Annotated in this window: 23 protein-coding genes and 1 riboswitch; of the genes, 9 read left to right on the top strand and 14 right to left on the bottom strand. The window is 27.5% G+C overall.

Features of this window, described 5'->3' with window-relative positions:
* Positions 1–40: 40 nt before the first annotated feature.
* Positions 41–1,426 (top strand): MATE family efflux transporter, encoded by a 1,386-nt coding sequence (locus BS62_RS13000; protein ID WP_496491710.1) that lies wholly within the window; start codon positions 41–43, stop codon positions 1,424–1,426.
* Positions 1,427–1,451: 25 nt separating this feature from the next.
* Here the strand turns inward: BS62_RS13000 and BS62_RS13005 are convergent, their stop codons facing one another.
* Entirely contained in the window at positions 1,452–2,858 is a 1,407-nt protein-coding gene (locus BS62_RS13005) for an MATE family efflux transporter (protein WP_496491711.1), read from the bottom strand.
* A 192-nt stretch (positions 2,859–3,050) separates the two neighbouring features.
* Between BS62_RS13005 and typA the strand changes: the two genes are divergently transcribed.
* Entirely contained in the window at positions 3,051–4,874 is a 1,824-nt protein-coding gene (gene typA / locus BS62_RS13010) for a translational GTPase TypA (protein WP_496491712.1), read from the top strand.
* A gap of 52 nt (positions 4,875–4,926) precedes the next feature.
* Here the strand turns inward: typA and BS62_RS13015 are convergent, their stop codons facing one another.
* Positions 4,927–5,883, bottom strand: coding sequence for a magnesium transporter CorA family protein (locus tag BS62_RS13015; RefSeq protein ID WP_496491713.1), 957 nt, complete (start codon positions 5,881–5,883; stop codon positions 4,927–4,929).
* A 13-nt stretch (positions 5,884–5,896) separates the two neighbouring features.
* Positions 5,897–7,024, bottom strand: coding sequence for an aldo/keto reductase (locus BS62_RS13020; RefSeq protein ID WP_496491714.1), 1,128 nt, complete (start codon positions 7,022–7,024; stop codon positions 5,897–5,899).
* Positions 7,025–7,193: 169 nt separating this feature from the next.
* Between BS62_RS13020 and BS62_RS13025 the strand changes: the two genes are divergently transcribed.
* Both BS62_RS13025 and BS62_RS13030 read left to right on the top strand, forming a co-directional pair.
* Positions 7,194–7,517 (top strand): hypothetical protein, encoded by a 324-nt coding sequence (locus BS62_RS13025; protein WP_496491715.1) that lies wholly within the window; start codon positions 7,194–7,196, stop codon positions 7,515–7,517.
* A gap of 64 nt (positions 7,518–7,581) precedes the next feature.
* Positions 7,582–7,745: riboswitch (M-box (ykoK) riboswitch) on the top strand.
* Positions 7,746–7,982: 237 nt separating this feature from the next.
* Positions 7,983–8,915 (top strand): magnesium transporter CorA family protein, encoded by a 933-nt coding sequence (locus tag BS62_RS13030; RefSeq protein WP_496491716.1) that lies wholly within the window; start codon positions 7,983–7,985, stop codon positions 8,913–8,915.
* A 34-nt stretch (positions 8,916–8,949) separates the two neighbouring features.
* On the opposite strand, the gene BS62_RS13035 is transcribed toward BS62_RS13030, so the two are convergent.
* Positions 8,950–9,969, bottom strand: coding sequence for an asparaginase (locus BS62_RS13035; RefSeq protein WP_496491717.1), 1,020 nt, complete (start codon positions 9,967–9,969; stop codon positions 8,950–8,952).
* 119 nt (positions 9,970–10,088) lie between these two features.
* Here BS62_RS13035 and BS62_RS13040 point away from each other — a divergent pair, with 119 nt between their 5' ends.
* Positions 10,089–10,265, top strand: coding sequence for a hypothetical protein (locus BS62_RS13040; protein ID WP_496491718.1), 177 nt, complete (start codon positions 10,089–10,091; stop codon positions 10,263–10,265).
* A gap of 31 nt (positions 10,266–10,296) precedes the next feature.
* Here the strand turns inward: BS62_RS13040 and BS62_RS13045 are convergent, their stop codons facing one another.
* The 3 genes from BS62_RS13045 to BS62_RS13055 form a co-directional block, all read right to left on the bottom strand.
* On the bottom strand, positions 10,297–11,331 hold the full coding sequence (locus BS62_RS13045; protein WP_496491719.1) for a M42 family metallopeptidase: 1,035 nt from the start codon (positions 11,329–11,331) through the stop codon (positions 10,297–10,299).
* A 76-nt stretch (positions 11,332–11,407) separates the two neighbouring features.
* The gene (locus tag BS62_RS13050; RefSeq protein WP_496491720.1) at positions 11,408–12,793 is read right to left on the bottom strand and encodes a YjiH family protein; all 1,386 of its coding nucleotides are present in this window, start codon (positions 12,791–12,793) and stop codon (positions 11,408–11,410) included.
* Between the two features lie 233 nt (positions 12,794–13,026).
* Entirely contained in the window at positions 13,027–13,857 is an 831-nt protein-coding gene (locus BS62_RS13055) for an RMD1 family protein (protein WP_496491721.1), read from the bottom strand.
* A gap of 161 nt (positions 13,858–14,018) precedes the next feature.
* Here BS62_RS13055 and BS62_RS13060 point away from each other — a divergent pair, with 161 nt between their 5' ends.
* Positions 14,019–15,140, top strand: coding sequence for an MGDG synthase family glycosyltransferase (locus BS62_RS13060; protein ID WP_496491722.1), 1,122 nt, complete (start codon positions 14,019–14,021; stop codon positions 15,138–15,140).
* Positions 15,141–15,163: 23 nt separating this feature from the next.
* Here BS62_RS13060 and BS62_RS13065 read toward each other — a convergent pair whose 3' ends face one another.
* Together BS62_RS13065 and BS62_RS13070 are read right to left on the bottom strand one after the other, a co-directional pair.
* Entirely contained in the window at positions 15,164–15,844 is a 681-nt protein-coding gene (locus BS62_RS13065) for a DUF3159 domain-containing protein (RefSeq protein WP_496491723.1), read from the bottom strand.
* A gap of 159 nt (positions 15,845–16,003) precedes the next feature.
* Entirely contained in the window at positions 16,004–16,780 is a 777-nt protein-coding gene (locus tag BS62_RS13070) for a sporulation protein (protein WP_496491724.1), read from the bottom strand.
* Positions 16,781–17,187: 407 nt separating this feature from the next.
* On the opposite strand from BS62_RS13070, the gene BS62_RS13075 reads away from it, so the two are divergent.
* Complete coding sequence (locus BS62_RS13075; protein WP_496491725.1) at positions 17,188–17,598, top strand: hypothetical protein; 411 nt, start codon at positions 17,188–17,190, stop codon at positions 17,596–17,598.
* Between the two features lie 43 nt (positions 17,599–17,641).
* Here BS62_RS13075 and BS62_RS13080 read toward each other — a convergent pair whose 3' ends face one another.
* Positions 17,642–19,540 carry a type I glutamate--ammonia ligase gene (locus BS62_RS13080; RefSeq protein WP_496491726.1) on the bottom strand — a complete coding sequence of 633 codons (1,899 nt, stop codon included), beginning with the start codon at positions 19,538–19,540 and terminating at the stop codon, positions 17,642–17,644.
* A gap of 379 nt (positions 19,541–19,919) precedes the next feature.
* Here BS62_RS13080 and BS62_RS13085 point away from each other — a divergent pair, with 379 nt between their 5' ends.
* Positions 19,920–20,729: a 3'-5' exonuclease gene (locus BS62_RS13085; protein WP_496491727.1), complete on the top strand. Its 810-nt coding sequence runs from the start codon at positions 19,920–19,922 to the stop codon at positions 20,727–20,729.
* A 110-nt stretch (positions 20,730–20,839) separates the two neighbouring features.
* Here BS62_RS13085 and BS62_RS13090 read toward each other — a convergent pair whose 3' ends face one another.
* Complete coding sequence (locus BS62_RS13090; protein WP_496491728.1) at positions 20,840–21,637, bottom strand: MORN repeat-containing protein; 798 nt, start codon at positions 21,635–21,637, stop codon at positions 20,840–20,842.
* A 216-nt stretch (positions 21,638–21,853) separates the two neighbouring features.
* On the opposite strand from BS62_RS13090, the gene BS62_RS13095 reads away from it, so the two are divergent.
* On the top strand, positions 21,854–22,948 hold the full coding sequence (locus BS62_RS13095; protein WP_496491729.1) for a YkvI family membrane protein: 1,095 nt from the start codon (positions 21,854–21,856) through the stop codon (positions 22,946–22,948).
* A gap of 47 nt (positions 22,949–22,995) precedes the next feature.
* On the opposite strand, the gene BS62_RS13100 is transcribed toward BS62_RS13095, so the two are convergent.
* From BS62_RS13100 to BS62_RS13110, 3 genes are all read right to left on the bottom strand, one after another.
* Complete coding sequence (locus tag BS62_RS13100; protein ID WP_496491730.1) at positions 22,996–23,679, bottom strand: hypothetical protein; 684 nt, start codon at positions 23,677–23,679, stop codon at positions 22,996–22,998.
* A 172-nt stretch (positions 23,680–23,851) separates the two neighbouring features.
* A complete protein-coding gene (locus tag BS62_RS13105; RefSeq protein ID WP_496491731.1) occupies positions 23,852–24,460 on the bottom strand; it encodes a hypothetical protein in 609 nt (202 codons plus the stop codon).
* A 141-nt stretch (positions 24,461–24,601) separates the two neighbouring features.
* Complete coding sequence (locus BS62_RS13110) at positions 24,602–25,468, bottom strand: YitT family protein (protein WP_496491732.1); 867 nt, start codon at positions 25,466–25,468, stop codon at positions 24,602–24,604.
* Positions 25,469–25,509 lie beyond the last annotated feature (41 nt).

Below are 25,509 nucleotides of genomic sequence, written 5' to 3' on the forward strand. Positions count from 1 at the left end.
ATTACTAAACTACTTTTTATCTATAAAGGAGTTATCATATATGAACTTAAATATTAGATTTAATAAAAGTAGTGTTTTCCTAGCTCAATACTCTCAAAACAAATCTCTGATTTCATCTATATTAAAAATATCTATTCCTGCTATAATCGAAATGAGTTTGAATACATTAGTTGGAATAGTAGATACAATTATGATTTCTAGGCTTTTAGGCACAGAAGGTTTAGTTGCTGCGGGTTTTTCAAATCAACTTATATTTACAATAATTTTTATATTTTCTTCTTTTAATATAGGTGCTACTGCGTTAATTTCAAGAGCTCATGGAGAACACGATAATGATAAGGTAAATTTTGTAGCATCTCATAATTTATCTATAAATATATTTATATCCATTATTATAGGATTAATATCTATAATATTTGCTAAAAATTTGCTAAATATTTATGATATGAATTTAAACACTTTAAATATGAGTATATCCTATTTTAAAATAGTATCTTATAGTACTCTATTTTCATTTATATGTTTTGCTGCATCAGCACAACTTAGAGGTGTTGAGGATACAAAAGTTCCTATGTATATTACGCTATGTGCAAATGTAATAAACATAATTGGAAATTATTTACTAATAACCGGTGTAGGTATTTTCCCTTCTATGGGAATAGATGGGGCTGCTTGGGCTACTTCTATTTCTAAATTTGTAAGTGCCATTTTTTTTATGTATGTATTATTTAGAGGGAAAAATGAACTTAAGTTAAATCCTAAATATTTTAAATTTAAAAAAGATATATTTAAACCACTATGGAAAATAAGCTATCCTGGTGCTATAGAGCAGTTTTTTATAAGAACATCCGTTTTAGTATCTGGAGTTATAGTAAGTAGACTAGATATAGTTCAAGAAGCTGCATTTAGAATAATAATAAGTATAGATTCTATATCTTTTATGCCTGCACTTGGAATATCTATAGCTACGTCTGCTTTAGTAGGAAAAGCACTTGGTGAAAATGATGTTGATAAAAGCTTATTTACAGGATATTTGTCTTTGATTTTAGGAGTTTTATGGGGAGTTTTAACAGGAGTATTATTTGTATTATTTGGTAAATACATGGCATCTGGATTTACAACAGATGTAGATGTAATAAATACAACCTATTCTACTTTATTTGCTGTTGCTATAACCCAGGGTCCATTGAACTTTTTAATTATACTAGCTGCTGCTCTTAGAGGTGCAGGAGATACCAAAACAGTAATGTATTTGTCTATTGCTAGACTATGGTTTATTAAAATCCCCTTATGTTATCTATTTATAATAACTCTTAGTACGGGAGTAATAGGAATTTGGTATTCTGAATTTATTGCATATACATTGTTTGGTATATTATTGTTTATTAGATTTAAAAATAGAAAATGGTCAAATATTAAAGTATAAAAGCCCTTGATAAAATCAAGGGCTTTTAGCTAATAGTTTTACTTATAATGTTATTATTGTATAAATCTTTTTTAGAGTAAATTATATAGCTACTAACAAACCTAAAACATAGGTCTACTCCCATTGCAATCCAAACCCAAGCAATATTTAAATTAGTATAATAAACTATAATTATAGTTAAAGGTATCCTTATTCCCCAGATACCTGCTGCTGACACTCCCATAGGCACCTTTGTATACCCGGCACCTCTTAAAGCTCCGTTAATTACTCCAGATAAATTCCCTGGTAATTGTACAAATCCCATAACTAATAAATAAATAGCAGCTATGTTTATTAACTCTGGATCATTGGTCAAAAGTAACATTAATTGACGTGGAAATAATATAAGAGGTATAGATGTTATAATAGTTATAAGTATTGTGCCTCTTAAAAGTTCTTTTATATAAATTTTACCTAACTTTTCATTTCTAGCTCCAACAGTTTGACCTATAAATGCAGTTGAAGCTATGGCAAATCCCATAGATGGCATATATGAAATAGATTCAGCTTGTAAGCCAAGTTGATACGCAGCAAGTGATGTCTCTCCATAAGTAAGCACAGCTCTTGTTAGTATTATTGTTGCTATTTGCCAAAATGAATTTTCAAAAGAGCTAGGAAGTCCTACCTTAAATATGTTTACTATTTGTTTCATATCCGGTGTTATATTTTTAAGAACAGATATTTTCTCTTTATTCTCTTCTTCAAAATATACTACACCTTTTTTCTTATTAAATAATATATAAACTCCTATAGATGCTGATACTAAATATCCACATATCATACCTAAAGGTGCTCCTTGAACTCCTAAGTTTGGAAATCCAAAATTTCCAAATATAAATAAATATCCAACAAATATACTTACACAGTTCATAATCATCGTTATTTTCATAGGAGTTTTAGAATTACTCATAGCTTGTAGTGTGGATGTAACTGTAATCATTATTCCTAAAAAATACAAAGACCATGAGGCTGTTTTTAGACATCTAGTTCCTATTTCCATAAGTTGTGGTTCTGGATTAAATATTTTTAAAATTGAACCAGCATTCCAAAATATTAGTTGCTGTACTATAAATATAACTACTAATAATGATATTATAGTTTGTGTTACTACATGTTGAATGTTTTTAGTATTTTTTGATCCATATGCTTGAGCTACATGAACAGACGTTCCAACTGTTATCCCTTTTAACATAGCCCATACTATATTTATAATTCTATTACTTATACCAAATGAACTTATAGAAACAGGATCTAATCTCCCTATCATTCCCATTAGAAAAAATCCTGCTGTCATTTGAAGAATGCTCTCTATAACTATAGGTATGACCATAGAATTTATATTTTTTTTCACTTCTTTTTTGTCTATAGCTTCATGTTGTAATATATTTTCCATCGCTTTTCCCTGCCTTCAGTTAACAAATAATTTTAACATCACTATAATATCATATTTTTATTATCATACAATATTACAAAAATGTATTGTTTTACTAAATTTTTTTGATAATTAGGTTGAATTTAACATTGTACATTCAGTATATACTGTGGTATACTTAATCAGTTATTTACAAACGAGAGGAGCAATAAAATGACAACAATAGATAAAAAAATTATAAATATAGCGGTAATAGCCCACGTAGATGCAGGAAAATCGACATTAGTTGATGCTTTTTTAAATCAATCTAATGTTTTTAGAGAAAATGAATTAGTTCAAGATTGTGTTATGGATAGTAATGACCTTGAAAGAGAAAGAGGTATAACTATATATTCTAAAAACTGTTCAATAAACCACAACGGTTATAAAATAAACATAGTAGATACTCCAGGTCACTCTGATTTCTCATCAGAAGTTGAACGTGTTATAAAAACAGTTGACACAGTTGTATTATTAGTAGATGCATCTGAAGGCCCTATGCCTCAAACTAGATTCGTATTACAAAAATCATTAGAATTAGGTTTAAGACCTATACTATTTATAAATAAAATAGATAAAAAAGACCAAAGAGCTGAAGATGTAGTAGATATGGTATTTGATTTATTTGTAGACTTAAATGCTAATGATGAACAATTAGACTTCCCAATAATATACGGTATAGCTAAACAAGGTATAGCTAAACGTGAATTAGAAGATGAAAGCTCTGATCTTTCTCCATTATTTGATACTATAATAGAACATGCAAATGCTTATCCTGATTATGATAATGAACCTCTTCAAATGCAAGTATCTGCACTTGCTTATGATGATTATATAGGGAGATTAGGTTTAGGTAGAGTTTACAAAGGTACTATTAAAGAAGGTGATACAGTTTCTATATGTACAGTTGAAGGTACAGTAGAAAGAGGTAAAGTATCTAAATTATTTATATACGAAGGATTAAAGCAAGTTAATGTAAAAGAAGCAGGTAGTGGTGAAATAGTTGTTATATCTGGTATACCAAATATATCAATAGGTGAAACTTTATGTAATGTTGATAACCCAATCCCTATGGAACTTATAAAAATAGAAGAACCTACACTGTCTATGAACTTCCTTGTTAACGACTCGCCTTTTGTTGGTAGAAGCGGTAAGTTTGTAACAACTAGACATTTAAAGGATAGATTAGAAAAGGAACTTGAAGTTAACGTAGGACTTAAAGTTGAACCCTTAGATACTACTGACGGATACAAAGTTTCTGGTCGTGGAGAACTTCACTTATCTATATTATTAGAAAATATGAGACGTGAAGGATATGAAATAGGAGTATCTAAGCCAGAAGTTTTAATGCATAGAGAAAATGGAAAATTAATGGAGCCAGTTGAAAGAGTTATAGCAAATGTTCCAGAAACTTACTCAGGAACTGTTATATCTAAGCTTAACATGAGAAAAGGTCTTATGGAAGCTATGGAAATTGAAGGCGATTATGTTAAGATGGAATTCATAGTGCCTACTAGAGGTTTACTTGGATTTAGAAGTGAATTTATAAATGATACTAGAGGAGAAGGTACTCTTGTTCGTTCATTTGAAAGATTTGAAGAACATAAAGGTGAAATACCTCAAAGAACAAACGGTGTTTTAATATCTCAAGAAAATGGTGTAGCTATGGCTTATGCTCTTGATAACCTAAGCGACAGAGCTACTATGTTTATAGAGCCTACTACTGAAGTTTATGCAGGTATGGTAATAGGTATGAACTCAAGAAAAGATGATATGACTGTTAACCCATGTAAAAACAAGAAGTTAACAAACGTTCGTGCATCTGGTTCTGATGATGCAGTAAAATTAGCTCCACCAAGAGTATTTACTTTAGAGGAAGCTCTTGAATTTATAAATGATGATGAGCTAGTTGAAATAACGCCAGATTCTATAAGACTTAGAAAGAAAATGTTAAATGAACACGATAGATTAAGATACAATAAATCAAGACAACAATAAGATTTTATATATTAAAGGCGAGCTATATGCTCGCTTTTAATATATACTTTTATTACAGCCATTTTTTCTTTTTAAATAAAATAAATGCTCCTATAGATATAAATGTCATAATTAACAGTATCAAAGGATATCCATATGACCAATTTAATTCTGGCATATATTTAAAATTCATTCCATATATACCTGTTATAACTGTCATAGACCCTAGTATACCTGTAAATAATGCAATCTTAGTCGCAATATCATTAGTTTTTGATGTTATACCAGAATCATATATGGATAAAAGTTTATCTGAATATTCTTTTAAGGATACTGAAAAATCATAAAGCTTGTTTATTCTAATATCTATGCTTTGTAGCCTATTTAAGTTAGATCTATTCAAATTACTTTCATTTAGATATCTCAAGTTCTCTTCAGAAAACTGATCTCCTATATATAAAAGCGGTCTTATATATTTTACTATTTTTCTAGTTTTGTGTCTCATATCGTTTATTATAGAAAACTGCTCTTTTTTAGTGTGCTTTATTATTTCATCTTCTAAAATTTGTATGTCATCTTCTATTTTATCTAATATATCAAAAGTATTTATTATTATTGAATTAAATAATAAATAATATAATCTACTTAATGTCTTTTTTGGTGTTGATTGTATATGTAACTTGTTTTCCAATATATTTTTCATATTTTGACTTAATGAGTTATTTTCATCTAATACTAATATTATAAAATTATATCCGACATAGAAATTTATTTCTTCTACTTCTACGAAATTTCCTTCGATCTTAAAACTATTTAAACTTATGAAGTCATATTCATCAAAACTTTCAAACCTAACTATATCGTCGAAGTTTAAACAGTCATCTATTGTAGAATCATCTAATTGTAAATCTTTTTGAAAACATTGTATCTCACTAGGATTACATAATATGAAATAATGTAAACTTTCCTCGTACCAACTTCCTACGTTTGACTCTATAACTTCTTTTCTGTCTATATTATATATATACATTTTGTATCACCTTTTATAATTCAAATATGCTTACTGTTTCTTTTAGTTTTTCTCTTATTTTTATTTGTTGCGGACAATTTTTTTCACATTTACCACACTCTACACATTTTGAAGCCCTGTTATTTTCCTTTATGAACATATTGTATTGTTCTTTTGTTTTTTCTCTATCATCAAACATAGAGTAATTATTTAGGTAAGCAAAACAATTTGGTATATTTACCCCTACTGGACATGGAACACAGTATTTACATTCTGTACAATTGACATTTATTTTTTGCTTAAACTTATTTTTAAGTTCATTTATAAATTGTATTTCTTTAGAATTTAAGGTATTTGGTTTAGCCTCCTTTGCTATTTTTATATTTTCTTTTACTTGATCTATATTTCCCATACCGCTAAGTACTACACTTACTTCAGGTTTATCTAATACAAACCTTAAAGCCCATTCTGCAGCAGTTCTATTTGATGGGGCATTACCCAACATATCTTTTATATCCTTTGGTAAGTTGTGTACTAATTTTCCACCTCTTAATGGCTCCATAATAACTACGCCTAAGTTTTTGTTTGAGGCATATTTAAGACCTTCTATTCCTGCTTGATAATACTCATCTAAATAGTTCAATTGTATTTGTGCAAAAGACCAATCATATGAATCTACTATTTTTTTAAATAAATCTAAGTTATCATGAAATGAGAATCCTACGTGTTTTACTCTTTTATCCTTTTTTATAGAATCTATGAATTCTAATACCCCTAAGCTAGTTAAGTTTTCCCAATACTTTTCATTTAAAGTATGTAATAAATAAAAATCTATATAATCTGTTTGAAGTTTTTCCAATTGTTCATTTAAGTATTTATCCATATCTACTCTAGAATTTATTAGCCATGATGGAAGTTTTGTTGCTATATGTACTTTGTCTCTGTAACCACCTTTTAATGCTTTGCCTACAAGATTTTCACTTTCCCCATCGTGATACATATAAGCTGTATCTATGTAATTTATCCCATTATCTATTGCAAATCTTATCATTTCTATAGACTTTTTCTCGTCTATTTTCCCATCTAATTGAGGAAACCTCATACATCCAAACCCTAGTTCAGAAACTTGCTCCCCTGTATTTCCAAATTCTCTATATAACATATTTTCCCTCCCCTATTGAATTTTATTTATATTATATCATAAAAAACTTAGTTGCAAATTTGAGTTATATTATATATATTTATTATTTTATATATCAATCATATTTACGATAACATTTGCATATCCTACATATAGAAAACGTAGATAAGGTTATTTAGGAGGTATTATAATGGCTTATAATCAGAGTATTGAAGAATTAGCTAAAGATTTGTCTATTATGTTTCATGAACATAATTTTAATTTGGCATGTACCTATATGGATTATGGAATGAGAGGAAATATAAATATAGAAGATACTTTAAACTTAGTTTTTGATATATGCTACAAACATAATACTGAAAATAACAAATGTATACACATTGAAAAAATGGATGGTTGTACTAAAGCAAAGTGTTTAGAAAAGGCTATATTAGAAAAATTCGCTAATAGGTTTAACACTACGGACATAAAAGAAATAACGTATAATAATAGTAATATATCTAGCTTATTGTAATGCCTTCTTTTATGAAGGCCTTTCATTTTTTTAATACATATGTTATTATTAATACGATAGTTTAATATATTCTCGTTAGGCGAGGCTCCTATATAGATATACGCTGCTACCCTGAAACATCGAGAGATGCCAAAGGGTTAACAGGCACTGCCGAATCCAAGGCTTTATCTAACGTAGCTGGTTAATCCAAAGCTATATAGTGCTAAAACTCAACGAGTGAAGAATTTTAGTATTTAACTTTGTCCTAAAACTCTCACTTGTTGTGGGAGTTTTTATTTATTTAAAATAAATTTATCTTATTATGAGGTGATTTACGTGGATCATGGCCCTAGGTGGACCGCTTAATTGCTAAGTTATTCTTTTGATTAAACATTTTAAAACATAATAACTTAGTATATTAAAAATAATATAAGTATGAAGTTTTTAGTTATTGTGTTTTAAAACTGAATAAAGGATGTGATAGCGATGATAAGATATTATAAAACTATAGACAATAAACTTGAAAAGCTAGCTGACTTCGAATCAGGGTGCTGGATAAATTTAGTTGAACCATCACAAAATGAAATAAGAGAAATATCTAGTAAATTTTCTATAGATGTAGAAACTATAAAATCAGCTCTTGATGAAGAAGAACGTTCAAGAATAGATGTTGAGGAAGATCATACTCTTATATTAATAGATATTCCTATAGATGAAAGTGACATAAAGTCTACTCACTACTCTACTATTCCTCTAGGTATAATACTTGCTAAAGAATGTATTATAACAGTATGTACTACTCAAACAAAAGTACTAAATGACTTTATTGCAGGACACGTTAAAGGTTTTTATACTTCTAAAAGAACTAGATTTATATTACAAATTTTATTTAAAAATGCTAGTTATTATTTACAGTACTTAAGAAGAATAAGCAAAATGACAAATGCTATTGAAACTCAAATTTATAAATCTATGAGAAACAAAGAACTTATACAACTTCTTGAACTTGAAAAATCTTTAGTTTACTTTTCAACTTCATTGAAATCAAATGAAGTTGTACTTAAAAAAATGCTTAGAACTGAATCAATACGTAAATATGCAGATGATGAAGATTTACTAGAAGATGTTATTATAGAAAATAGACAGGCTATTGAAATGGCTCAAATATATGGAGATATATTAAGTAGAATTATGGATGCTTTTAGCGCGATAGTTTCAAACAATCAAAATAACGTTATGAAATTATTAACTTCAATTACTATAATATTATCCGTACCTACTATGATATCTGGTTTGTTTGGAATGAACGTTTTGGTTCCACTATCAAATCATCCTAATGGATTTTGGATAGTAGTTGCCCTAACATGTGGAATTTCAGTATTAATTACATTATTTATGTCTAGAAAGAAATTACTATAAAAGCCTTCTTCCAATACTAGAAGAAGGCTTTTTTCTATTCATAAGATAATTCATATTTCTTTAATTTAAAATTAGGTACTACCTCTCCTACTTCTTCATTTCTTGCATTTAATATCTTTGGATTATAATATTTTATAAGTTGTTGTAATTCTTCATTTGTTATTAATTCCAATTGTTTTAAAACTTCAAGAACAACAGTATACACTGCAGAAACATCTCCGTCTTCAATTTTGACAGCCACCCCAATTCCTTTTTCTTTTATTCCTACTAGGTATACTCCTTCTGCTCCTAACTTGCCAAACATTTTATTTCCGCATACTTTCATAAAATCTGTGCAAAATCTATTTGTTCCTGCAACCATTTCTGGATATGTCGTCATTGAACTAGTTATTCTTTCAACAGCAACTTTTCTCTCTTCTCCTAAAAGCTCTGGTTTTGATAATCTGGCAAATCCATGTGCCAATTTTTCAAGAGGTAATGCATGAACAGGTGCTCCACATCCATCTACTCCAATTATTACTTCATCTTTGTTATAGTCACAAATTTTTGATAAGGTTTCTAGTATTCTTCGTTGTACAGGGTGATTAATATCTAAGTAAGTCTCTATATCTTCATTCATGTGTTTTGCAGTTATTAACATTCCACAATGTTTCCCTGAGCAATTACTATACTCAGATGTTAGTTCTTTTCCCTTTAATATTAAGTCTTTATACGCATTAATTGAAAGTGGTATATGAGTTCCACATTGTAGTTTGTCTAAATTAATATTAGCTTTATTGAGTATTTCTCTAACGCACTCTGCATGGAATTCTTCACTATTATGTGATGAGCACATAAGAGATATTTCTCTATCTTCAATATTAAATTTATCTACTGCATTGCTTTCAACTACAGGTATAGCTTGAATTGGTTTAATAGCTGATCTTGCATATGTAATTCTATATGGATCACCATAAGAGTATAATAAGTTTCCATCACTATCTACTACTGCAATATGGCCGTTGTGAGAACTTTCTACTAATGTCCCTCTGTAAATATCAATTAATTTATTCATCTAATCTCCCAACCTTTCTTTTATTTTTGTTAACCTATAAAACTAGTTAATTATATTTAGTAAATTATTTATTAATTATTAATAATATAATATATAATATATTTTAAGAGGTGTATATTATGAATATTATTGGTTTTTTAGTATTTATATTTGTACTAGGTTTAGCTTGGAATATCTTCAAGTTTTTAACTAGTGTTGCTCTTAGAATAGGTTTGATAATTGTAGTTATTTTATTGATAATGAACTTTCTAAATGGAGATATTTTATCTTTAAGTAATCTATTGAACCTAATCTAAATAAGAGGTATGAAATTCATACCTCTTATTGTTATTCTTGGCAATACTTAACTACCAAATCAATTGTAGCTATTATAGAATCCATATGAGTTCTCTCGTATCCATGAGATGCAAATATACCTGGGCCTATTAATGCTGTTTTTATATCCCAACCAGCTCTTAATGCAGCTGAAGCATCAGAACCATAAAACGGATATATGTCTAATCTGTATTCTATATTATTATTTTTACATATGTTTAATAGTTTGTTAGTTAAGTCATAGTCATAAGGTCCTGAAGAGTCTTTTGTACATATACAGCATGCATATTCAGTTGAATTTTGACCTTCTCCTGGGCACCCCATATCTACAGCTATAAACTCTTTTGTATTTTCTGGTATACATGCGGATGACCCATGACCTACTTCTTCATAATTACTTATAAAAAAGTTTATATTATGATTTAGTTTAACTTTATTTTCAACTAAATATCTCATAACATATAATAAAATCCCAACAGAAGACTTATCATCTAAGTATCTTGATTTAATAAATCCGCTTTCTGTTATTTTAGTTCTAGTATCAAATGATATAAAATCTCCTATATTAATCCCTAAATTTAGTACATCATCTTTGGAATTTATCTTTTCATCTAAAATTACTTCGTAATTTTGTGTAAGTCTTTGTAAGTTTCTAGCTTCGTCTCCATGTATATGAACAGATGGCTTTATAGTTTGTACAGTTCCTTCTATTCTTTTGTTGTCTCTTGTATGAATGTTACAATTTTCTCCTTCAATGGAATTCATCATAAATCCACCTATTTGAGTTAACTCTATTTTGCCACTTGCCTTAATATTCTTAACCATAGCCCCTAAGGTATCTACATGGGCTGATAGTGTTTTTTGATACTCCTTATTATCACCTTCTAAAGTAGCTATAACAGCACCTTTGTTAGTTTCTCTATATCTTATATTTAAAACTTCTAACTCTCTTTTTATATAGTTCATTATTTCTTTGGTATATCCAGTTGGACTTGGTATATTAAGTATGTCGTAAATATATTTTTTAGCCAAATCTTTGTTATACATATTAATCAACTCCTTAAGTATAGTAAATTTTGTTATATTAATATAAATTATATATTATTATTTGTTATTTTACAATTTATACCATTTTGTATCCTATTGATATATAAAATATTAATGAAGATATTGTTAAACTAATTAAAACCCTTTGTATCCATATAATTATTAGTTCTTTTAGATTAATAGATATATCTGAGCAAAATATCAATGGAATAATATTAGAAAATGAAATGACAGAAGATATAGATACAACCCCTATTATAGATCTTGTAAATATACTTGTAGACGCTGAAACTTCACTAGGAATTAAAAATACATCTATTATACTAAGCAAACTCCCCTTTGACACTAAAATATAATCAGGAATTTTTAATATAAGATTAATAGGATAAAAAATAAGAGCAATTATATCTAATAAAAATGTATATTTAAAGATCAAATATCCTATAAAAATAAACATAATTACATTAGGTATAAAATTCATACTAATAACTAATGAATCTTCTAGGCTACTTGCAATATTTTTTATTAAAGATTGAGATTTAGAAGATGTTTTTACAGCTTCTTTTACTGCATATTTTAACTTCTTTTTTCTAGCTCCTTTTTCTTTTATTTTTTTGTCTTTTGTATAAACTGATTTTTTTGTATTTAATGGCCAGATTCGAGATGTTATAAGAGTTACACCTAATGTTATAAGTATAGATGCTATTATATATGTATTTAAATAATCGTTTAATTTTAGCTCGTCCGATAATGTAATTATATAGCTTATAGGCATTAAGCAAAAACCTGTAGCCACTATACAAGCTTCTTTTTGTGTATATTTTCCTTGTTTATAAAGCTTATTTGTCATTAAAAAACCACTATAATAGCCACTAAACATGAATAACACCATATTGACAATTGATTTCCCATTTGTATTAAATAATAATTTCATTATATTCTTTGTATAAACAGCTATAAATTCTAATAATCCATAGTCAGTTAAGAAAACTAAGAATATAGATGTTATGGGAATTAAAATACTAGCTTTAATAATTATCTCATAAATATACGGTATAATATCTTCTTTGTATAAAAAATCTGGACCTAAGTTATACACAGCCATGACAGCTATACAAATACTAAAAGTCCTTAGTATATAATAAAACTTTTTTATTTTATTCTCTTTATATTCTTTATTTATAAAAGGGACAATACTACCAGCTATTGTTATAACTATAAGATATATATTTGTAAAACTACTCAAATTATCTTTAATAAATTTGTATAAATGATTGATAAGTACATGTTTTTCGTTATTTATAGAAAATGGTACAAAAAATATCAATATACCTATTGTTGAGTAAAGTAATGTCTTAAGAATATATACGTTATTATTTAAATTGTTTTCTTTATTTATCTCTTTATTTAGTTTTTTTTGTTTTTTAGTAGTTGTTCTATCTAATTCTTTAGCTAGTTCCAAATAATTCACCCCCTTTTATAACTATATATATTAATTTACTGTAAATTCACCTTATATCCTCTATTATTCGTTTTGCTAATAATTACAAATACTTCTATATACTACAAAAGTTCGCTACAATTATGTCGTCAACGACCTTGAAAAGATGATCTGTTGCTCAAGTTTATCGGATAAATTGTTATTTTTTAATAATCAAAAAAAGAGCACATATCATATATGTACTCTCTTGTAAGTTAATGAGGTATAAAACTTAATACTATTTCAAAAATAAATAATGCTATAATCCACCACTCTAACATGGTAGATCTGTGTGCGTGGACTAAATTTGTAAAGTTATCTAGTATTGTCATTAGTATATCTATTTTATGTATTACACTTTCATATCTATCTTCTAAATCAAAAAACTTCGATAATTTTTCATATAAAACAGCTAGTTCACTATTTTGCCATGCTAAATCAGGAGTCTCATCTATCATTATATAAGATACAGTTGCATACTTAAAGTTCAGTATACTAGCTGCTTGTTTTGCTAGATATTTATCTCTTATATTAAGTTTTCCGCTTTCTAATATATCTAACGTAGGTTCAAATTTATCAAATATTTTAAATATCTCATGTTCTACTCTTTCAAGTGCAACAGATTTTGCTAGTACGATGGATATTATATCTAAATAGTTATCGTGTATTTCTGATATGACCATCTTATCATCTAATATAACATTTTTTTCTTTTTCATTTATTTCTAAGCTAAAATCATCATAAAATTTATCTATATAAGACCTATTAACTCTTATATATTCTCCATTTTTATTTTCTGATTCTATATATTCTATAAACCTTTTAATTTCATCATCATTCATATTAATAAAAACACAACTTCCAAAAGAAAACATATAAATATATTTTTCATTATTTGTATCTTCTATTATTCCTTTTAAATCACTACTTTTTAATATAAAAGGATCTTCCCATTTATATTTTTTGAATATATTAAATTGATTAGCTATTTTATTTATATTAATTTCTTTTGAAAAAACTACAGTTCTAAAATCATAAACTTTCAACTTCATCTCTCCTTATTTAATTTTTCATTTATTAGTATAACCAATTTTTAACTCTAAAATCATAATTCTGTATATAATAGTATATAATTGATAAAGATAGGCATTAGGTGTATAATACATCTATGTAACTAGTAATATTTTAATCACAAAGAGGTGAAATAATGTTTGATAATACTTCTAACAAAACTATTTTAGTGCTTACTGCAAACTTTGGAGCTGGCCATATAAGTGTCGCAACTGCTGTGAAAGAACATATTTTATCTATAGATAGTTCATATAATATTGTTATAGAAAATTTCCTCCAAGCTAGTATTCCTAAAATAGATAAACCTTTAATAAAGTTGTATGAAACTCAGACAAAATACACCCCTGCTTTATACAACTATTATTACTACATAAAGAAATCACATAACCCAAGATATGATATAACTTATAAAGTATATATTAATAAGCTTGTTGATTATATAAAGCAATTAGATCCAATACTTATAGTTTCTACATTTCCTGTTGCCTCTGAGTGTGTTTTTAGGTTCAAAAATAAACAAAATAATGATATTCCCTTAGTAACTGTAATAACAGATGTTGTTGATAGTATGGAGTGGTTATTTCCTCGCACAGATATGTATTTAGTTCCATCAAAGGAAATAAAGAATAGACTTATACATAAGGGTATAGATCATAATACACTTAAAGTTACTGGAATTCCCGTTAGAAAAAGCTTCTTGTTTACAGAATCTTTAGAAGAAGATTCAAATAAAAATGGAATATTGATAATGGGTGGAGGAAGAGGCGCTTTTGATGTGGATAAAGATTTTGTATATTGGCTAGATGAGTTTATAGAAGATAATAATTATAAATCTAAAGTTACCATAGTAACTGGTAGAAATGAAAAAACTTATAAATCACTTACAAATAAAAAGCCTCTTAAAAACATTACTGTTAAGGGTTTTGTAGATGATATGGCATCTTTAATGCGTTCTCACAACATAATAATAACCAAACCAGGTGGGGCAACTTTATTTGAAGCAATAAATTGTGAAATACCTGTTATAGCAAGACTTCCAAAAGTTGGACAAGAAATAGAAAATGCTAAATTTATAATAGATAAAGGTATAGGCATCGTATATCAAGATGAGTTTGAATTGCAACAACATCTTATAAATCTTATACAAGGAAAACTAGATAATAGAATTGAATTTTTAAAAAATAATATAGTTGATTTTAAAAATAATATAACTCCTTATAGTGTAGGTGAATATATTTTAGAATTAATCGAAAAATAAAGTCTTCGCAATTACGAAGACTTTTAATTTGCCTTTTTTGTATTTTTATATTTATTAAAATATACTACTCTTGAATTTTTATAGTTTATTACACTGCTAAATCTTAATGCCAGTCTTACTTTATTTATAATTAATGTAGATAATATAATTTCCGTGGAAATAAATATAAATCCTATAAAACTAGATAAAGATTGTGCCTTAATAATTCCATTAGAACCATATATTAATATAAAATGCATTTTTATAAAAGACAAAATAAGTAAATGCACGATAAATAAAGAAGTAAATGAAGTAAAATATGAATCTAACTGATTCTTTCCAAATATATTGTCAATATTAGTTTTTTTATATCCTAATATTTCTAATGTATCTTTTAATATTTGCATAATAAAACTTTTCTTAAATACTATAAAAACTGAAAGTAAGATAGATACTGTTATTAAAAAATATATTTCTTTGATAATTAAATCATATTGTGTTTTTGAGATTACATTTAAAGCCATATTTATTACTAAAAATGATAATATAGTTATACCTGATAAATTATAAACTTTATTTTTTATTTTGTTTATAATGGTATATACTATTCCTCCTAATAACGATACTCCCATAGCATAGTACATAAGTGATTTACCTAGCACAATTCCTAAAACAATAGGTAATATTATGTATATACCTAATTCCAATGCTAGCCTTTTTTTCATATTTATCTCCCCCTACATTAAATAAAAACAAATATAATCATAATTTTCTGCATTTTTTATTTTTCTATATTTATAACTTACTTTCCTTTATATTTATACTGTTTTCGTATATTAAAATCTGACAAAAAAATTAAAAACTATCCAAAATAGATAGTTTTTTTAGCAATACCTTCTTATTATTTGAGTTAATTCGTTGCATATATACTTTTCGTGTAATAATTCCTCATAAGTAAATTTAACTCTTAGATCAGTTTCATCTAATTCTAATGTTTCAGATAACCAACCTGCAATTCCTTTTGCCTTTTTATCTATTTGGAATACAATATCTATTCCCTCTGTTTTAGGGATAAATATAACTTCTAATTCATCAAGTTTTCCTCTAAACTCTCCACTACTTGGAACAAATTCAAATTCTTGAACAAATGGAAATTTATTATATGAGTATTTAGTATAAATATTTTCAACTTCTCTAAGTCTAAATCCCATGCTATTTATAACTTGTAAAACATTATTCATGTATTTACTGCATTTTACTGTTATTGCATCTCCATCAATACTATCTACTCCCCCTATTATGTCAAGTCTTGTAGCTATCCATACTCTGCATTTCCCAACTGAAATTGGCGTTCTAGGATCTAATACAAAGGAGAACGGTATTTTTATATCTTCACCTGGAGATATAACTCTATTTATAGATATTGGAATAGTTTGAACGTTTGCTATCATTTTTATTGTTTTATCGTTATGTTCTTTTTCGTACTGAGTTTTTACTTCTAACTGAAGTTCTTCTAATTGTTGAGGCACACTTCCTCCATATACATACACAATCCCTTCTATTTTTTCGCCAGCAACTATATGATCAGATATTATTTGTGTATCTATTTTTGTTCCTCCTATACCCAACATACTCGCCATAGCTTTTTTTATAAAACTCATATAAATTCCTCCTAGTTTTTAAATTTTTCGTATTTAAATACTCACAAAATATCCTGAATTTTAATATCATATTATTATCTATATAAGGGGGGATCTTATGATAATTTCTCATTTGATGATAAATATTTTTGGCATTATAAGTATTATCTCTTTGACTTTATCACTTTCATTATACCTGTTTAGAAGTATCTATATGTATATCTTAAAAAAGAAATATAAAAGTAATTTTTATATTTCAATTCAAAAGAACATAAATAGTATTCTTCCTTTTTTAACTAAATATCACAACTTATTTTGGTTTTTATGCACATTATCATCTTGTATATGGATATTATATATTTAAATTAAGTCCCACTTTGTAATATTTGACATATATTATAGTAAGAAGTTTACAGAGGAGGGATTTTATGAATTTTACTTTAAGATGGTTTGAATTAGTATATTTAATAACTTTAATACCTTTTATAGTAAACACACTAAAGGACTTAACTATTTCTAGAAAGTGTTATGAAAATAATATGTATTGTACTTTAGGAGAAATTGAGCATATGGATAAACATACTTTTTCTTTAACTTATAAAGGTTTCCTATATAATACATTATATTTATTACCATTCTTTGTAATAAGTGCAATAATAGTAAATACTCCACTTTCAATGGTTCTAAGTTTTATACTAGTAATAGACAAAATAAACGCAATATATTTATACATTAAGAAAACATTTTACTCAAAGAAAACTCTTTATTATAATAACAAAATAATAGGCTTATTATCTTTATTTTTTATAGGTTATATAATATTTAATATTTTTCTTTAAAATTAGAAACAAGAGGTATCGTAGTTCGATACCTCTTTATTATTTAGTATAAGTTTTTCTTATATTGAATATATAGTCTTTGTATTTCTTTCATTTTAGACTTCATTTCTAATTGTAAGCTAGATGCTAATTCGTAATTTCTAATTTCTAAAGCATCTTTAATTTGAGTAAATAATGATTTTTTTGTTAAAGTATCTTTCATAAGGTAATGTCTAAGTTCCTCTACTTTAGTCCATAGTACTTCATCGATAACATCCATAGAATCATTTACATGTAGTTTTCTACATTCTCTTATTATTCCTCTGTTATCTTCTATTATTCTATCTCTAAGTTCTTTACTCCATTTATCTAATGAACCTATTTTGAAAGAATTAATTATCTTATCAGTAAACACATCTCCAGCTTTTAGAGAGTCTAGTTTATAACTATATTTCTCTAAATTATTCATATTTTCGTAAACTGTTGCTGGTGGTGTACCATATCTTAAGTTTCTTTCTTCTATATTGTAATGTTCAAATACATCATTTTCATCTCTATAAGCTCTATTAGTTTCTAAATAAAAACTTTCGTCACCTATCTCTTTTGAAATTTCTTTTTCTAATTCTTTTGTGTTTAATCCACTCTTTGCTGCAGCTTCTATACCGTGTAGCATAACTTGATACATACCTGCTATTACTAGATAAGTGTTAGATAAAGGATTTGGAGCTCTTAACTCAAATCTTGTAGCAAGTGGGTTTTCAGTATCTCTTATTAGTCCTACTAATATAGATCTATTTCTTGATGGAACTTCGTAAGTGTGACCTAAACAAGTTACTATACAAACAGGCGCTTCAAAACCAGGAACTAATCTATTAAATGCATCATTTGAAGAAGTTACAAATGGATTTAATACTTCATAATTATATAACATTCCCATTAAAGCCCCGTATCCTATTTCACTTGTATAATCTTTAGTCATTTCTATAGGTGAAAATATATTTTTAATTTTTCCATCTTTAAGTTTAACACTTACACCTACATGTGTATGCTCTCCACTTCCTGCAACGCCGTCTAGTGGTTTAGCTTTGAATATCACCTCAAGACCGTGTCTTGTGAATACATCTTCTACTAATTCCCTTATTACTATTTCATTATCAGCGCATTGCATTGGGTTAGAATATTTCCAATCTATTTCTAATTGTTCCATAGCATGATTAGTACTACCATCAATACTAATAGAACTTGTTATTCCTCCAACCTCTTTATGGCCCATTTCTGGTTCTACGCCAATTTCTTGAAGCATTCTTAAACTTCTTTCCATTGCTGTTCTTATTGTTCCATGAGTTCTTTTCCAGTATTGTTCTTTTAAGCTTTGAGAAACATATAATCTTTCTAGGTCAGCTTTATCTTCTGGAGTTTTTACCCAAAATTCAAGCTCTGTAGCAGATGTTAACATTATTTTTTCTATATCATCTACACTATTTATTCCTATGCTGTTAATCATATGAGGATATTCTTTAAATATTTTCATTAAACTACTTCTAAAATTTAATTCAGCTTTTTCTAAAATACCCCTTGAGCAAACTTTTTTACCCTCATGAACTAAAAATGCAGGTATTTTAAGAGTTCCTACTGGGAGACTAGTTTCTTCATCTATATAATCGAAATTATAGTCTACAAACCAGTTAGCATTAGTATCTGGAACTAAATCAACTCTTGCGTTATTTAATGTAGCTATTTCATGAAGTTCAACACTTGACCCGTCAGTTTGTATTCCAGATTTTAGAAATTTGTCTGAGTCTTCTAAGAATAACTCCATTGGTATTTTTTCGTCTGTTGCATTTCCTCCTAAATCTATTCCCATAAGAGATACAAATCTTATTTGTGGATTTTCACCTAATATTTTCTTCAAACTTACACTATCATGGTTATTAGATTCAATTACATATAATAAGCCTTTCATTATGTCTTCCCCCTCATTTTGATATTTTATAATTTTCCTCTCGCTATATTTTTATAAACTAGTATAAATATATTCATAGAGAAAAATATGGTGATTTGATCTAAGTAATTTTTTGAAAATTCTTTCATTTTTCTTTTATTCGTATTAATACGTATATTAATATTTTATTTTTAATAAACATGCGTACTTATTGTGAATATTATCGTATGATTTATTTAATTATGAATATTATTATATATTTTATTTTGCATATCTACAATAGATTTTGTATAAAAAAGTACATAATAATATTTAATATGTTAGATAATATGTACAAAAAACCATTTTATAGGGTATACTAAGTAAATATACAAGGAAAATTTATCTAGGAGAGATTCATATGGAATATATAGTATTTGACTTAGAATTTAATCAAGGATTTGACGAAAAAACTAATAAAACTATCCCAAACGAAAGATGCCCTTTTGAAATACTTCAGATAGGTGCTTTAAAATTAGACAAAGATTTAAATGTAATAGATACTTTTAATAGCTATGTTAAGCCTAAAATATACAATAGAGTACATCCCTTTATAACTAATATGACTGGTATTAAAAACAAGATGGTAAAAGACGCACCTTATTTTCCTGATGTTTATAAAAGTTTTAAGAAGTTTATAGGTAGAAAGGATAATGTACTTTGTGTATGGGGCAGTGGTGATTTAAAAGAACTTTATAGAAATGTATATTATTATGGACTTCCCCATAAAACTATACCTACCCTTTATATAAATATTCAACATTATGCCTCAGCTTATTTTAAAAATCCATCTGGAAAAAGTATTGGACTTCAAAATGCCATACAACTCTTAGAGATAGAACAAAAAAAATCTTATCACGATGCATTTAATGATGCTTATTATACAAGTAAAGTATTTAAAGCTATTTATTCTGATGAAATGGTTGCAGATACTTATATATATACTCCTTTTAGACCAAGAAATTCTACGCCTAGAGTTGCAAAGAAAATAGATTATACATCATTATTTAAGGAATTTGAAAAAATACTATCTAGACCTTTAACTCAAGAAGAAGCAAAAATTATAGATTTAGCTTATAAAATGGGTAAAACTAGACAATTTTTAATAGACGATGAATCTAAGAAAAAGAAAGATGATGATGAATCTACAGAAAAGAAAAATAAACAATAAAAATTCGCTTTGCTCATGTCGCCAACGACCTTGAAAAACAGGTCCGTTGCTCAAATATATCAGTTGGATATTAAAAAGAGGTAATCCTTTAGGGAATACCTCTTTTATTGTTATTCTGTAATATATGCTGACTTTAGCTCGTCTATGGTTTTATCAAATATACAAGGTTTATCAAATCTCCATTCTCCTTTGTATATTACCTCTCCATCTATATAAAAAGTTCCTGTACCATGTTTTTTACCATATAAAAACTCACCTACATATTTTCTATGTTCATCCCATATATAAATTCCTTTTCCGTGGCTTAAATTATTTTTCCATTCACCTTTATATATTATTTTGCCAAATCTATCGTAACATGTACCCTTACCTTCCATCTTGTTATTTCTAAACTGACCTACATATACACTACCTTCATCCCACTTATAAATTCCCGTACCCTGTTTTTGTCCTTCGTCCCATTCACCTATATATTCATCTTTACTTTGATATACCATTTTTCCAATACCATGTATTTTATCTTGATCCCACTCACCTATGTACATTGACCCATTTGGAAAAGTACACATACCATTTCCACTTTTCATATCTTCAATAAAACTTCCTATATATTCTTGTCCTGCCCAGTTCCCCTGTGAAAACATATAAACGCCTTTTCCATTCATTTTTCCATTTGTCATTTTACCTACATATACATCTCCATTGTAAAATGTGTATGATCTTTTTTTATCATATTTAGATACATCTGTCATATTTCCCTCTATAGCTATTACCTCTTGTTCACAAGTTAATTCTTTTCTTATAGCAAATTTACTCAATATTTTTATTAACTTTATATCAAAGTTCACCTTTTTTATAGTATTCATATATTTATCATATATGTGCTTATGTTTTTCAGATAATTTCATTTAAAACAACCCCCGATATTTATATATGTAAATTTAAAATAATAGTCTTTATATACTTTAATAATATTATATATTAAAGTATGTATTTTTTGCTATATATTTAGATAAAAAAGTCGTATTATATCATATTATATTTTCAATACACAAATTGTACATTAATACTTTCGTTCTTACATAAGTATAAATATAGATAATTTTATATTTGGAGGTGTTAATTTGAAAGATAACAAGTTATCTGCTTTTCAAATAGCTGGAGCTTACATAGGAACTGTTATAGGAGCTGGATTTGCATCTGGGCAAGAAATATTTCAATTTTTTGTTTTGTTCGGCAAAAAAGGACTTATTGGCCTTATATTAGTAACCTTTTTGTTCGCGTTATTTGGATATATAGTAATGGATATAGGTAAAAAACTTAATTCACAATCACATTTTTCAATAATTAATGAAATAAGCGGTAAATATTTAGGTAGTATAATTGATTTTCTAGTTACCTTCTTTATCTTTTGTGGATTAGTTACGATGTTTGCAGGAAGCGGCGCATTATTTAATGAATTTTTTAACTTACCTATATTAACGGGAAGCATTTTTATGGCAATTATAACTGCTATTACAGTATTCTTCGGTATAAGTGGAGTTGTAAATGGAATAGGTATTTTAGTTCCTTTTTTGATACTAACATCAGTTGTAGTAAGTATTGTATCCATAGGTTTTGTTCCTGGGGACTTAGCTCCTATAGAAATGCCCTCTAATAGTGAACTTATAAAAAATTGGGCCTGGGGTTCTCTACTTTATATTTCTTATAATATAGTATTAGCTGTTGCTATTTTGGCTCCATTAGGTGCAAATTCAAAAAATAAAAAGGCTTTAAAAAATGGTGCAATTTTAGGCGCACTTGGTCTTGGACTTAGTTCTATATGTATGTATTTTGCCTTATATACCCATATAAATGATGTAGCTGGACTTAGAGTTCCTATGATATATATAGCTGCTAGAATCAACAGTTCACTTCCTATAATTTACTCAATTATGTTATTAGCAGGAATATATACTACGGCTGTTGCTAGTTTATATGGATTTGTTGCAAATATAATAGATATAAAAGATAAGAAAAAATACTATAGTTTAATATTATTGTCTACATTTATTGCTTTAATTGCAAGTCAATTTGGGTTTTCTAACTTAGTTAGATACTTATATCCTGCAATTGGATACTGTGGCCTTGTGCTTTTATTAGCGTTATTAATATATAAGTTCAAAAATTCTTTAGGTTCATTTAAAATTAAAAATTTATCTTATAGAAAACACAACTAAAAATTCGCTTTGCTCAAGTTTAAAGGTGTGCAAATTTGCACACCTTTTTATAAATCAATATTATCTTCTATTATTTTTATACATTCCTGATGCTTATCATCTTGTTTTCCATCTAAATGTCGTGTCGAGTTTTTAAAATGTAAATCTACATGTCCGTCCATTCCGTTATTTTTTACTATATCGTAGTTTATACCGTCACCATATCCATCACTTCTATTTTCAACCCATATCATTGCAGGTTTATCGTCTCTACCTGCATGAGGCATGTTGCTCATACTTGCAGCTAATATTTTCCCGTTTATGCTCACCAGCACTGGTCTTCTTTCCCAACTAAATCCGTTCCAAATATCTTTCATGATCTTGGTGTCTTCTATATTAAGTGCTTCTATATCCGCGTGATTAGTTCCGCCCATTCTTTTTACTTTGAACTTTTTTCCCGTATAAAAGTCTTCTACTTCAAATACGCCGTCTCTAGGTATTTCATATTGAGCCTCATCCCACCAATCTAAAACTTCAACATCCTTTGAATTTTTAGATGTTATTTTTTTCAGGTTGATTGTTAATATATCTGACATTTTATTGTTATAATAAATTCCTTCTTTAAACGATTTAACTATAAAGTCTATTTTATCGTTTATTATGTAAGATGAGGAGCTAGCCTCTATATCTTTATAGTTTCCGAAAAAAATAACCGCTGATATAGTAGCTATTATAAATGCTTTTTCTATCATAATTTCCTCCTTTGTGAATTTAATAACTCCTTATTAAACTCACATTAATTATACTTTCAAATTTTTTAAAAAATATACACAAAAAAACAAAAAAAATTCGCTTTGCTTAAGTTTATAAGATGGAAATTATAATTTCCTTAAATAAAAAAAATAGAATATGATTAATCATACTCTATTTCTTATTAATATTATTTTTTATATAATTTATACATTCTTGATGTCTAGGATCTTGCTTTCCATCTAAATGGCGCGTTGAATTTATGAAGTGTAAATCTACATGTCCCTCCATGCCATTTTCCTTAACTGAATCATAGTTTATACCACTGCCATAACCATTACTTCTGTCTTCTACCCACTCAAGAGCCTTTTTATCATCTCTTCCTGCATGAGGCATGTTAGTCATAGAAGCTGCATATACTTTATCTTCTACATATAGTAAAACTGGTCTTCTATCCCAGCTAGATCCACCCCATATATCTTTCATTATGTTAGTATCTTCTGTAGTTAAAGCTTCAACATCTGCATGGTTAGTTCCACCAGTTCTTTTTATCTTAAATATTTGTTTTGTCTTATAGTCTTGAACTACAATAACTGACCCTTTTGGCATAGACTTACTAGCTTCGCTCCACCATTCAGGAAATATAATATTTTCTGGATTTACATTATAATTTTCACTTTTAGATCTATTTAAATATGTATTCCCTCTAGAAACAGATAATTTTCCCTTAGATTCTATGTTCATCATAATTTCTGTCATTGTTTTGTTTAAATAGTTATCCATATTTAACTCTTGTCCATATGATATACTTAGGCTTCCTACAAATACACTAATTGATACCAATATACTTAATCTTTTGATTGAAATCTCCTCCTTTACTCCAAAAATAAAGTAGTTACAAATCTGTAACTACTTTATTATACACTATAAATACTTTTCTTTAAACCCTTTTCCCTTAACTTCGTCTATATTATTTACAGAAATAAAAGCTTTTTTGTCACATTTTAAGGTAATTTCTTTAATTTTAGGAATTTCATGTGATGCTACTATACAATAAATAATTTTTTTCTTTTCCTTAGTATAAGCGCCTTCAGCTTCTATGAAAGTTACACCTCTGATAAGTCTATCCATTATTTCTTTAGCTATTTCTTCATTTTTTTCGGATATAACCATTACTTGCTTTTGCTCGTTAAGAGCATCTTTAGCAATATTCATAGTTGATGCATTTAGGAACATATCTACTAAAGTATATAAAGCAATATTTAAACCAAACATAGAGCCACCTAGCAAAACTATTAAAAGGTTTATGCTAAGTCCTGTATTTTTTATTGGTATATTTTTTTTGAATTTAAGTATAGCACCAATTATATCTGTTCCTCCAAGAGATGATTTAGTTCTAAATACTATTCCAGCTCCAATACCTGAAAGAACTCCACCATATATTGTTTGTAAAAATAAATCATTTATAATAAAAACATGACCTAATTGTTGAGTAATACCTAGTATAAAAGAAAACAATACCATATTTATTAAACTAGTTATACAAAATTCTTTTTCCAAATACATAAAACCTATAATAAATATAGGGATATTGATTAGAAATGTAAGCAACCCTACATTTAGTCCTGTTATATAGTTTATTGCAACTGCAACTCCAGTAACTCCACCACTAAGCAAATGAGCAGGCCTTAAAAATACATTAGTTCCTATAGCGCTTATAAACATACCCATTATTATTACTGTATATCTTAAAAATATGTTATCTTCTAGAATAGTATTTACCTTGGCCATTTATATGATCTCCTCTCAATTTAACTATATTATTATATTGC

This window comes from Sporacetigenium mesophilum DSM 16796, assembly GCF_059569055.1.